The 12,083-nt window shown below is 61.9% G+C and carries 9 protein-coding genes and 1 pseudogene; 2 read left to right on the forward strand and 8 right to left on the reverse strand.

All coding sequences use genetic code 11. The features are described from left to right. Positions 1 to 39 precede the first annotated feature (39 nt). A complete protein-coding gene (locus tag JN403_RS19075) occupies positions 40 to 462 on the reverse strand; it encodes a helix-turn-helix domain-containing protein (protein ID WP_205483805.1) in 423 nt (140 codons plus the stop codon). A gap of 112 nt (positions 463 to 574) precedes the next feature. Between JN403_RS19075 and JN403_RS19080 the strand changes: the two genes are divergently transcribed. Next, on the forward strand, positions 575 to 1,420 hold the full coding sequence (locus tag JN403_RS19080) for an MFS transporter (protein ID WP_205483807.1): 846 nt from the start codon (positions 575 to 577) through the stop codon (positions 1,418 to 1,420). Positions 1,421 to 1,431: 11 nt separating this feature from the next. Here JN403_RS19080 and JN403_RS19085 read toward each other — a convergent pair whose 3' ends face one another. From JN403_RS19085 to JN403_RS19095, 3 genes are all read right to left on the reverse strand, one after another. Next, a complete protein-coding gene (locus JN403_RS19085) occupies positions 1,432 to 2,841 on the reverse strand; it encodes an aldehyde dehydrogenase family protein (RefSeq protein WP_205483810.1) in 1,410 nt (469 codons plus the stop codon). Positions 2,842 to 2,918: 77 nt separating this feature from the next. Beyond that, positions 2,919 to 4,526 carry a GMC family oxidoreductase N-terminal domain-containing protein gene (locus JN403_RS19090; RefSeq protein WP_205483813.1) on the reverse strand — a complete coding sequence of 536 codons (1,608 nt, stop codon included), beginning with the start codon at positions 4,524 to 4,526 and terminating at the stop codon, positions 2,919 to 2,921. 254 nt (positions 4,527 to 4,780) lie between these two features. Continuing rightward, on the reverse strand, positions 4,781 to 5,635 hold the full coding sequence (locus JN403_RS19095) for an AraC family transcriptional regulator (RefSeq protein WP_240356675.1): 855 nt from the start codon (positions 5,633 to 5,635) through the stop codon (positions 4,781 to 4,783). Between the two features lie 255 nt (positions 5,636 to 5,890). Here JN403_RS19095 and JN403_RS19100 point away from each other — a divergent pair. After that, positions 5,891 to 6,148: pseudogene (locus tag JN403_RS19100) on the forward strand (GNAT family N-acetyltransferase); the annotation flags it as partial. On the opposite strand, the gene JN403_RS19105 reads toward JN403_RS19100, so the two are convergent. From JN403_RS19105 to JN403_RS19120, 4 genes are all read right to left on the reverse strand, one after another. Next, positions 6,149 to 7,390 (reverse strand): DUF1835 domain-containing protein, encoded by a 1,242-nt coding sequence (locus JN403_RS19105; RefSeq protein ID WP_205483821.1) that lies wholly within the window; start codon positions 7,388 to 7,390, stop codon positions 6,149 to 6,151. 277 nt (positions 7,391 to 7,667) lie between these two features. Beyond that, on the reverse strand, positions 7,668 to 9,419 hold the full coding sequence (locus JN403_RS19110; protein ID WP_240356677.1) for a right-handed parallel beta-helix repeat-containing protein: 1,752 nt from the start codon (positions 9,417 to 9,419) through the stop codon (positions 7,668 to 7,670). 252 nt (positions 9,420 to 9,671) lie between these two features. After that, positions 9,672 to 10,373, reverse strand: coding sequence for a DUF3053 domain-containing protein (locus tag JN403_RS19115; protein WP_205483823.1), 702 nt, complete (start codon positions 10,371 to 10,373; stop codon positions 9,672 to 9,674). A gap of 269 nt (positions 10,374 to 10,642) precedes the next feature. After that, positions 10,643 to 11,587 (reverse strand): DNA/RNA non-specific endonuclease, encoded by a 945-nt coding sequence (locus JN403_RS19120; protein ID WP_205483825.1) that lies wholly within the window; start codon positions 11,585 to 11,587, stop codon positions 10,643 to 10,645. Between the last annotated feature and the right edge of the window lie 496 nt (positions 11,588 to 12,083).

Here is a 12,083-nt window from a genome sequence, read left to right on the forward strand (position 1 = left end):
CCGGGCCAAGAGGGGTGGATAGCCATGTAAGCATCGGCGTCATTCGTCTTCAAGAGACTCGGCGCGGTTCGATTCGAGGTCGGGTCTGGCGCGGGCCATATTAGCCTCCAGCGCGTCCAGCGCCTGCGGGTGCTCCTCTCCCCAGCGGTAGAGCATCTCGACCGCCTGAGCAAATGTTTTGCCCAACGGCGTCAATTCATATTCCACCTTGGGCGGCACGACGCTGTGGACGTGGCGCGCGACCAGACCGCGCGCCTCAACGTCGTGAAGCGTCTGCACCAGCATCTTCTTGGAAATGCCAGGCAACGCCCGCTGCAGTTGTCCGGTACGGCAGCGTCCGCCGGGCCATCGATCCAGGGCGTGCAGCACCAGGCTGACCCACTTTACGGTGAACAGGCCCATCACCCTGCGCGGTGCGCAACGGGCATCAAACACTAACGGCGCGGCATCGGTTTCAGGCATGTCATGGTTACCAAAAGGTGTCTATGTCCCCGGATGGTACCTAATTTCCAATCCGGATCTACGGCTCTAGTATCCCTCATCGACCACGCACCACCATCGAGAGGGACTGTTCATGCCAGCTGCCATTTGGGCACTCGCCATCGCCACCTTCGGCATTGGCACCACCGAGTTCGTCATCGCCGGGCTGTTGCCAGGGATTGCGACCGAGTTCGGCATTTCGTTTTCAGAAGCCGGTTATATGGCGACGAGCTACGCGCTAGGGGTATTTGTAGGCGCACCGCTGCTCATTATTCTGGGCGCTCGCGTGCGACAGAAAACCATGCTGGTGTCGCTGATGGGCGAGCTGTCCGCTTTCGTCGATGTGCACGTGCTGCTGGCCATGGGCATTACGGTGCTGGGGCCGGCGGCATTCTTCACAGCGATCACCTACATCTCACCGATGATGACGGAGCTGACGGGGTACTCGAACAACGGGGTGACCGGCATCCTTTTCCTGTTTGGCCTGGGCTTGTTCATCGGCAATCTGCTGGGTGGCAAGCTGGCAGATTGCGCGCTGATGCCCCTGCTGTACGTCACCCTGGCGGGACAGGCACTGGTGCTGTTCGCGTTCTTCTTCGTGGTAGAAAGTCGTGTGGCATCGGCCATTTGTGTGCTGCTGATGGCGGGTTTCGGCTTTGCCAGCGTGTCGCCCATCCAGCGGCTGGTGATGGACAAGGCTCGTGCGGCAGGCGCACCCAACCTGGCTGCGCCCGTCAATATCGGCCTGTTCAACCAGGGCAACGCGATCGGCGCCTGGCTCGGCGGCTGGGTCATCGCCCTGGGGTTTGGTTTCGCCGCCCCCAACTGGGTGGGTGGCATTCTCTCGACGTTCGCTTTGCTGCTGGCCATCGCCTCGGGCTGGCTCACGGTCACTCATGGGGTCAAACGAAAAGCGGCAATGGCCTGTGTGGCGAACTGAGCGACGCTCGATCAGCCTAGCGCGACGTTGACCACCCTCACTTGAGTAAAGTCTTTCATCCCCTCGATTCCGCCTTGCTGACCGATCCCTGACTGCTTGGCTCCACCGAACGGAATATCAAATGGCAAATGCAGGTGGCCGTTGACCCAAACCGTTCCAGAGTCAATCCGCGAGGCGACAGCGATGCCCCGTTGAGTGTTCGAGGTCCAGACAGAGGCGCCTAACCCGTAATCCGAGTCGTTCACCCGGCGGATCATGTCTTCAACATTGCTATAACCCAGCACCGGCAACACGGGGCCAAACTGCTCCTCGCGCACCAACCGCGCATCGTCCGCAAGCCCCGTCACAATCGTGGGCGCAATGAAGTAACCCTGAACCGGCACGGTCTGCTGGCCACTGATGACGGTGCCGTGTTCCCTCGCCTCGTCGATGAACGCCCGGACCTTGTCATATTGGGCTTTGTTCTGGACAGGGCCCAGTGTTGTCGTGCTCTCCAGCCCATCGCCAAGCCGTGACGCGTTAGCCAGGTTGACCAACGCCTCGACGAAGGCTGCCAGCATCGAATCGGGGACATAGACGCGCTTGGTCGCAAAACAGATCTGGCCTGCGTTCATGAACGCAGCCGAATACACCCTGGCAGCGACGGCGCTGATGTCCGCGTCGTCGAGAACAATGGCGGCGTCATTACCGCCCAACTCCAGGGTCGAACGCTTCAACGTGGCCACGGTACTACTCAATACCTTTTTCCCGGTCACGGTGGAGCCGGTAAAACTGACATAAGCGACGTCAGGGTGACGGGTCAACACCGCCCCCAGATCGTTCATGTCGGTCAACGTCTGGAAGACGCCGCGAGGGAAGATACGCGCCGCCAATTCGCCCAGCATCAAGGTGGTGACCGGGGTGGTCGGTGCCGGCTTGGCAATGGCGGTGTTACCGGTCATTAAGGCCGCACCCAGTTTGGAAATCAGCACCCACACCGGGAAGTTCCACGGCGCGATCGCCACGACCACTCCATGGGGGACGCGCTGTTCGATGATCTGTTCCCCGGCGTTCTCCCGAATGACCTTCGCTGTCAGTTCCTGCGCGGCGTGATACCTGAGGTTGGCGATCGACAGTTCAATTTCGAACTGCGCTTCGCCCAAGGGTTTGCCTTGCTCGCGGGTCAACATAGTGATCAGGTCTTGCGCGCTCGCCGCCATGACGTCGGCGAACCGGAGCACGTAAGCAGCACGCTCCGCATATGTCAGTGCTGCCCATTGCGGGAACGCCAATCTGGCCGCCGCCACGGCCTTAAATGCCTGCGCCTGGTCGGCTCTGGGGACGGCAATAAACACCTTCGCGGTGGCGGGGTTGATCACTTCCAGAAGGCTGGGGCCCGGTACCAGCGCGCCGTCGATCAACAGCTTGTATGCATGTTCCATGGGGGGTCCTTTCAGGGGTGCAGAACGCGAGCGCGGCACGCCGCCTCGCTGATGGGTGAACGTGGCGAAGCGAGGCGTCAAGGCCGGCCGGTGAGCAGGGCGCCCAAGCGCTCGCCGATGATGACGCAAGGGGCCATCGTGTTACCGGTGGTCACGCGCGGCATGATTGAGGCGTCCGCGATTCGCAGCCCCGTCACGCCGTAGACGCGCAATTGCGAGTCCACAACCGATACTTCATCCCGCCCCATTTTGGCCGTACAGGACTGGTGCCAGACGGTCGATGCGGCGTTTCTTACAAAGTGTTCCAGCTCGCGACCGTTCAGGGCGCCCGGCATGATTTCCCGGCGAGCAAAGGGCCGCATGGGCGCGCTGTTGCCGATGTCGCGACACAGTTCGACGGCACGCACCAGCGCCTGCAAGTCATCGGGGTCAGCCAGCGCGGCGCTGTCGATGTTGAGCGGGTCCATGGGGTAGGCGCCCGTGAGGGTGATCGAACCGCGGCTTTTTGGCCGGACCAGACCCGGAAGTAGCGTCCAGGTGTCCGCTGGCGGTTGGAAAAGGGCCTGGGTTTCAGGGGAGGCAATGGGAATTTGCGCGAGGAAGGTCTGAATATCCGGCACCTCCAGCGCAGGGTCGCTTTTCCAGAAGAAGGTGGATTCGCCCGCGTTATTGCGTGGCGCCTGCGCTTGCTCGTATTGCCAGATACACCCTGAAACCATGATGTGGTCCTGGTAATTTTGCCCGACACCCGGGAGGTGCTGAACCAGCCCGATCCCGTGGGCCGTCAGCTGCCGTGCATCGCCGATGCCGGACAACATCAACACCTTGGGCGTGTGTATCGCGCCCAGTGACAGCACCACCTCCTGCGTGGCTTTGAAGTTTCTGACCTGGCCGTCGCGGAGCACCTGTACGCCCACGGCACGTTTGCCTTCCAGCAGCACCCGCAACACGTGAGTGTGGGTCAGGACGGTCAGGTTCGGTTGGTCCATCAGCGGATACACGTAGCTGCGAAAGATAGAACGCCGCTGACCCTCCTCCACGCACAGGTTGGCCAAGGCAGCGCCGCCCTCACCTTCCATCATCTCGCCGTTCTGATCCTCAAAAACCGTGATGCCCCGGCGTGCTGCAGCCTTCAGCATGGCCAACGCGACGGGATTGGGGTCTTGCGGCGGCTGCACGAACACCAGTCCGTCGGTGCCGCGGCGCTGCGGATCGCGCGGGCCCTTCCAGGCTTCGATGCGCCGGTAAGTGGCCAGGGTGGAGGCGTAATTCCAGGCCGGGTCGCCCGACTCGCTGGCGAAAAAATCCCAGTCACTGCGGTGACCCCGCGCCCAGACCATCGCGTTGACAGACCCGCCCCCACCCAGCACCTTGCCCATCGAAAGGCCTAAGGTGCGACCGTTGAGATGCCGATTGGGCTGCGCAGTGAATTGCCAGTCGCGCTCGCTGCCAAGATTGGTGAACCAGACGCTGGCGTCGTTGACGGCGGGCACGTTATCGCAGCCGCCGGCATCAATGAGCAGCACGTTGATGTCGGGGTTTTCGGCGAGACGTCTGGCTACCACTGAGCCGGATGTGCCGCTGCCGCAGATGATGTAGTCGTAGGTATCGCGCAGGGAAGCTTTCAAGCGCTGTTGATTGTCCGTTACACGACGCGAAAACGCGGCGTCCGAGAAACTGTTCATAAATGACCTTGCAGGCTTTGCCCGGGATCACGACAAGAAGCAGCCGTGACCTGAACGCAGGAAGTGATTGGCGAGGGTCTTGACTGAGCGAACTCGCTGCAGTCTTCAAAGTTAATCCGCCAGTGGATGACGTGATTGATTCTAAGACGCGCGCACTCTGCGGCCGTTATCTGCAAGGCGCCTGATGCATGTCCGCAGGGCGCATTTGATTGGAGGCACCTGTGGAGCATCCTTCGGATGCGACGGACACAGAATCAGCGGGTGTAGGATTCCAGGTGCGAAGGACGAACGCCGAATTGGGCGTGGTAGGCGCGACTAAAGTGCGCGGCGGTGGAAAATCCACATCGCCAAGCGACTTCCTGAACGGTCGCCCGGGGTACTCGCGTCGGACTGAGCAGGCTTCGCGCGTGGTGAAGGCGCACTGACCAGACATGCCGCATCACACTGGTGCCCTGGTCCCGGAACAAGCGCTGCAGGTGTTTGACTGACACATGGGCCGCTGCCGCGATCGCCGTCGAGTCAAGGCTGGTATCGCTCAACGCGCCATGAATGTAACGCTTGGCCCGAAGGACCACCACTTCGGTACTGCGAGAGATTGCCCGGTCGCCAGGGTGCCCCAGCATGGCGTCGATCAAATCGAGCAGCTGGCGCCCCATCAGTTCGCGGATCACCGGACCGGGTTCAAAGCGCTGCTGCGCAATGCAGTGAATCAACGCGCGGGTGGCGCGCATGTCCGCCGAATTCATGTTCGCGACTTGCGGTGCGGGCAGCGACGACCTAAGCCCCCGATCACGCAAAACAGCCTTGGGAATACGCAACACGGTCATTTGCCCGCGCGCGGTGAAAGCCTCTGTGAACGCGCGTTCAGGGTCGATAAAAAACATGTGGCCAGTGGTGAAACGCTGACGATGACCGCAGGCTTCGATATCAACCTGGCCCCCTGTCATGAGTTTCAGGTAAAGCCACTCGCCCTGCCAGGAAGCGCGTTCCTCGCCAACGGGCATCAGTATCACCGACGACAGATCCGCCAGAGTCAGCCCGACGTCACCCAGACTCCAGCTGTGCGCTGTTGACGCGGCCGAGAGCGACGCATCTAGCTGGCAGTGCATTCCGTGGTGCTCAAGCATCACTTCGGACCAGTTGTTCGCGCTCGTGGGGCCAAGGTCAAAATGAAGGCTGTGGGTATCGATCGTCTGCGACGTCATTTCAGGTGTTCTCGCGTCACGCAAGCGCATTGAGTGCGCTGACACCAGACATTGCCGGTGGGTTGACAAGCAGCGTAAGACTACGCCGTTTGCCCAGCGGTGTCCGTAAAGCGGACAGTTCACCGGAAACAGAAGATCGCCAAGGGCTCGGTGCCTCCATCGAGCAACCGATTGACACGGGCCACGGTCCGAAGCGTATTCGTCCCGCCGACACACCAGGGCCAGGGCGCCGGGCGGGCGTTGATGGCGGCGGTTGAGTCAGCCGCCGCCACCCACGGCGTCCGTCGGTTGCGCGTGCCCTCTTCCATCACGGCAGAGGGCTTCTACCGTTCACTGGGCTACTCGACCGTTCGGGATGAATACCACGGCGAGGAGCGGACGATCATCATGGAGAAGTCGCTGATATCTCCGGCTTAGTCAGCGACGCCACACCCGGCCTTCTGCGCTGACCACCCAGGGCGAGCGATCGGCAACAATCTGCACCCCACCGACCCAGCGCTCCGCCGGCCCGAGCTCAAGCCAGTTCAACTCGCCGCGCACCACGCGCTCACCCAGCGCGGTCAACCGGACAAGGCGTCTGGGCCATTCACTGCCCGGCTGTTCGTGAATCAGCGGCTGGGGCGCCTCGATGAGAGGCCTGAGCAGTGCGTTGAACATCATGTCGCCCAGATACGGCAGCGGCTCATAGGTCAGCATCAAATGGCCGAAGACCTTGCCGGCCGCCATCTCGCCTTTCTCCGCGAGGATGCGCAGGGTCAGTCGCTGAGTCAGGCCCAGGCCATCCTCTGCGCCGGGCAGTTCTTGCAGTTGTCTCGCCAACGCGGGACCAAGCAGCGGCAGCGCGCAATGGTGCTGTGCCGCGAGCTCGGCCCAGCGCGTCGGGTCCGCTGCGGTGTAGGCGGCCCATACCTGCCGGGCCAGTGCCAGAGCGTCTTCACCGATGGCGCGCCGCTGGGGCCATAGCCAGGCGAGCACGTCCGGGTTCAGTTGCCCGATGCCGATGAATCGCTCGACGCCGGGCACGCGATTGATCTCGATCAGTTCCAGCCTGCGCGGCATGCTGGGCAGACTCGCCAGCAGACGCACCAGAAACAGCTGATCGTACGCATCGGCCTCGCACCACAGCACCAGTTCACTGTTAGCGTTCAGACGGGCCAATGCCTCACGCTGAATCGCCTGGCGTTGCTGAACGTCACGGGGTGACAGTCCAAACGCCTGCTCGGCAAACGCGGCACGTATCGCCCAATACTCATCGTCGGGCAGTGCGGGAACCGGTCCCATGACCATCGGGTCGTCGAACATCTGGAACGAGCCTGCGAAGCCGACAACGCGCAGGCTGCGCTCGATGTCGTTGCCGCAGCGCCAGTGCTGAACCTGTGCTTCCCCCGTCGCCGCAAAATCCGGATGGCGGGCGGCAAATGCGACAGCGTCGGCATGGGCGATCAATTTGGGCCAACTGGCGAAACCCGCCTCGCGGGCCACCAGCCAGTGGGTGTCGGCGAGCCGGTAGTCGGGTCCGGGCAGGCCCATTGCGCGCAGTTGCGCCCGGGCGTCATCGGCTTCGCCGGTTTTAAGTGATTTAAGCAGACGTTTTGCGTGCTTACGCAGCGCAGGCAGGTCGAGCAGACCGTGTTGACGGGACGCATTAATGGCAGGCATGCCAACTCCTTACAGGGCTCGGTCCGCCGACAAGCCGGGAGCTGGAATGAATGATTGGGGAAACGCTTGCCTTGGGGAACCCCTTCGCGCGGACCGCAGGCGCAGCAGACGCCCGGAGGCCGACTTTAGCGGGAAGGTCTTGAGGATGCAAAGGTTGGCGCGGAAATTGGGTGCCAGAATTGAACGGCATCGCGCCGTGAGTATTGCCCCACGGCGCGTGCAACCCTCGGTTCACCGCCCGTGCTCGCGCAGGGGCAAGGACGGTCCTGACGTTACGTCAAACCAGCCCCATCTCCGGATGATCCTGAGCCACGCCTACCAGCTCCACTGACACGGCATCCGCTGCCGTTGATGTGTTGGCCAGCAACGCTGGGGCGTCGGCAAATACCATGGCTTTTGAAGGCAGACCGCCGTTGAAATCACCGTCCAGCACCAGTTCGAAGCGATGCCCTTGCACATCAGGATCAAGGTCTTTCAGGTAGACCCGGGTGTGCTCGGCGTTGGTGGTGAACTTCAGGGTGCCGTCATGGCCGTCGCCGAATCCGGTGAAGCCGAGGCCCGAGACGTCGATGGTGTCGTGGGCGGCATCGAAGTCGCCGATGCGGTCTGCATGGCCGGCGGTGGCCGTTCTGTAGCTGTCGGACACAGAGGTAAACAGAAACAGATCAGAACCTGCGCCCCCGAACAGCACGTCGGCATCGGCGCCGCCGATCAGGGTGTCGTTGCCGCTGCCGCCGAGCAAGCGGTCATGGCCGGCGCCGCCCCAGAGCAGATCCGCCCCCGACCCACCGTTCAATGTGTCTGCTCCGTCCTTGCCGTTGAGCGAGTCGGCCTTGGCCGTTCCGACGAGGACATCGCTGCCATTCCCGCCGTCGATGGCGTTCAGCATCGGGTTGGTCCCGACGTGGTCACCCGCGCCTTGCAGCGATACGGCACCCTGCTGCAGATGAGCGAAGGTGTTGCCGTAAACGGAGTTGCTGCCTGACTGGCCGCTCTCCTCCGCCACGCCGAAGGTGCTTTTGTCGCCGCCTGTGATGATGTTGTCCGCGAAGGTGTTGTGGTCCGCCGGATGAAGCTTCCCGGAAACGCCGCCGCGATCGTCGAATGGCTGGATCAGCACTTCAGGGATGCCGGCTTTCTGCGCGTTCTCGTGAATCAGATTGCCGCGCACTTCAACGTCCGTGCTGCCATACACACGCACGCCGGAGGTGCCGTTGTGGTGGATGTCCACGCCGCTGATATCGACGCCGTTGGACAGTTTCACCAACACCCCTTCCGCCGCATTGCCGTACACCTCGCCACCCTCGATGGTGATGTGATGCGGCGAGGGGATGTTTTCGCTGCCGCGCTGGACGACGATGCCGCCGCCGCCATTGTCGTGGGAGACGTTGCTCAGCAGCGCCAGGTCGTGGGTGGTCGTGACAACGTTGAAACCGTGGCGGTCATTGTCGTACGCCAGGTTGTTGCGAAAGGTGCTGTCGATCAGGTAGTCGGCAACGAACCCGTCGAGCCCGTTGCCATGGGACACGCTGTTTTCGATGAGCATGTTGGCCGTGCGCTCGTGGGGATCGAACCCGTAGCCGGAGCAGTCGCGGATCTCGACGCCGGAGAGCGTGACGTTGCTGTCCTGACCCGGCTGGCCTGGCAGAAACCCGTTGTACCAGCCATCCACCTTGCCTGTGGTCGAATCCCGGTTGCCGTCGAGGGTGAGATTGCTGACGCCGAAATCGTGGGTCGCCTCGCCGCTCGCCGAGCGGATGAGGCCGGTGACCGCCTGGTCGGTGCCATCGGCCAGCTTGAGCACCGTGGCGCCCATGCCCTCGCCCTTGATGAACACATTGCTTTTGAGCATCAGCGCGCCGTCGGCAGGCTTTCCGGCCGGGGTCAGGGTCCAGGTGCCCGCGGGAATATACACATCGCCGCCGCCGGCTTTCGCCGCAGCATCGATGGCGGCTTGAATGGCTGCGGTGTCAGACGTATGTCCGTCACCCACAGCGCCGAAATCCCGGACATTGAATTGCAGTGTCATAACGTGCTCCGTTTTCAACTGAAAAGACGGGGGAAGTATGGGGATGTCGTGTGAAAAGCGGGTTATCTGACGAGATATAAGACAGGCGGTGGGCAATCACGCCTCGATTTTGCCTGTGTCCCTCCGCCGCAGGATCAAGGCGCTTCCCGGCCAAACCCGGTCCTACTGACTGCATGCAGGTTGCAGGACCGGGTTAGCCGGGAAGGCGTCAGCGAGACTTTACTGCGCCGAGTGCCGTTGTCAGGTGTGGATTCAACGCCCCAGCAACACCGCCTGCATGCGTGTCTGCGCTTCCTGAACCACCTTGGCCTTGGCATTCAGGTCCTGCAACAGCGTGTTCAACTCGGCCTGCACCTTGGGGTCCGTCACTTGAACCACCGAGCCATTGATCTGGATCTGCGCCTTGTGAGCGTCGACGTAGTCCGCCACTTTCAGGCCCGATTCGAAGGTGCCGTTGACTTGCGGCATGACGGTCAGGAGCGTGTTGGCCGGTACGCTGACGGTGCGATCATAGGCGCTGTCATACACGGCTTTCAGATCGTCCGGCTGCTTGAGCTGGGCATGGGCTGCATCAGCTTTCGCCAACGTTTGCTTGAGTTGCACGACGAGGTCGTTCACGCCGGCTTGCACCGTCTTGAGATCATCGCGGCGCGCGATCACATCGCCCAATGAGCGGAACGCGCCTTTCTGAACGAAACCGTTCAGGGGTTTGGTGCTGGCGTCCATGCCACTGTTGAAGTCAGTGATCACGGCATAGTGCTGGGTGTAATCACCGAAGGACTTCGATTCATCCGGTGTCAGTTTGGGCACGTGGACGCCGGGCTTGTCGATGATGCGGGTTTGCAGGAACTGCTTGAATGCGGCGCGCTGGTCAGGCTCGCTGCTGCCGCAGGCGGTCAGGAGCAGCGGCAGTGCGAGGGCGAGTAACCAGTGGCGGCTGAATGAGACGGTCATTGTCGGTGGATCTCCAGGAAGTGAAAAAAGACGTTGGCAGAGAAATCGTGCTTCAAGGCGGTACGGCGTGCGGGTTCAGTCGGCAGCTTGCCGATGCCGATGCCGCTGTACCGTCTGTACGCGTGATGCTAGATACCCGACGCGCCCATAAATTCCGTTTGGATCCCGTTATTTTGTGGTTTTTGCGCGGTACCGCTCACTCGCCGTCGGGATCAGGCCGGGCCAGAGGGTGATGCCCAGGCTCGGCGCGGAGCCTTGGCGTCATGGGCTTAGAGACGAATATCCTCGGGCCGCTGAATCAGCGCCTCGATCCGTGTGCCGGTGATCTGTTCTTCATTGGAGAAACCGTCATACCGCGCCAATTCCCCGAAGCTGATGCCCGTGAGCGTCTCAATCTGCGTGACGCTGCGTCGATACGTCCTTAACGCGCCAAACACCAGCTCCAGCTTGCCCAGCTCGCGGGTCTGGTCGATCACGTACGCGCTGGCCGAAGGTTTGCCGTCATCGCCGAGAAACGCGACAACTTTCCAGAAGGCTCTGGGGATTTGCACCCCTCGGTACAGCGGGTCGTCACTGCGCAGCACCGGTCCGGTGAACACCGTTGCGCGCTCTTTCCAGCGGCGGGTGTTTTCCAGGATGAAGTCTTCGAGCTCCAGCCAGGTTTTCTGATTGAAGGCGGACATCTGCGGCGAGCAATTGGTGAAATGAAACGTGTCCTGATTGGCGGTCTGCGCCTCGTCGCCCCAGTTAGGGTCCTGCCGCCGCACCAGATGACCGCGATCGAGCAAGTTGTCGCGGTACAAATCCTCGCCAAGCTGCGCCTCGATCGGCAGGCGGCCGTCATAGGCCCAGGTGTCCTGACGCCGCACGATCTCGACGCTGCTGCCACCCTCGATGTTCACGCCGACGTACAACGCAATGCGCCGACTCCGGGACATGCTGATGGAGAAATGGGTGTAGTCCAGACGGTTGCCGGGATTCCCCACGGGGAATACGTCATCCGGCGTCGAGGTGGTCGGCCAGGGCACGACGAATTCCCCGAGAAAATCACCGTTGTAGCCCGATCGACCTTCCAGTTGCGCTGCCGGCGTGATCCGCGCCTGCGGGGCTGACCGCAGGGCGGTGGCATGGGATGACTGTTCGGTCGTGACGGGATGAAGATCAGCCAGACGGGGGCGATGGTCGAGATCCACCTGAGGGTTATGTGTCGGCATCCTGCTACCTCTTGATTGAAGAAGGCCCTTCGCGGGCCCTATTGATACAACGAACACGATCATGTGCCGCTGAGTGTGAATATCACATGACCTGAGAGCATGGTGGGTATCGGTGAGCGGTGGTGCTCGAGAAGGTCCCTCCCCGGTTGAAGCCGGTCCCACACTTTGAAGCGCGCGCGTTCAGTGAGACCGGCTTCAGCCGGGAATGGACGCGGAGCGTCCTAAGATGCATACCCACGCGGAGCGTAGGCACGATCGGAAATAGCAGACCGCGTACGCCCCGTAGGCCCGGCTGCGATTGTAGGACTGGCTTTAGCCGGGAAGCCTTTGATCTGATCTAAATACGCTTTTGATCTTGATCTTCATACACTGCGAGTGCAGACGACACCAGTCGCGACTTGGGTGCAGCGAAACAGTGTGCCCCCAGGCAAACGCCCTTGATCTCCCATCAGCCCCACCACCGTCGGCTGCGCACAACGAGCGTAAGTTGTCCCGA

Source organism: Pseudomonas sp. 15A4 (assembly GCF_016925575.1).
GTDB lineage: Bacteria > Pseudomonadota > Gammaproteobacteria > Pseudomonadales > Pseudomonadaceae > Aquipseudomonas.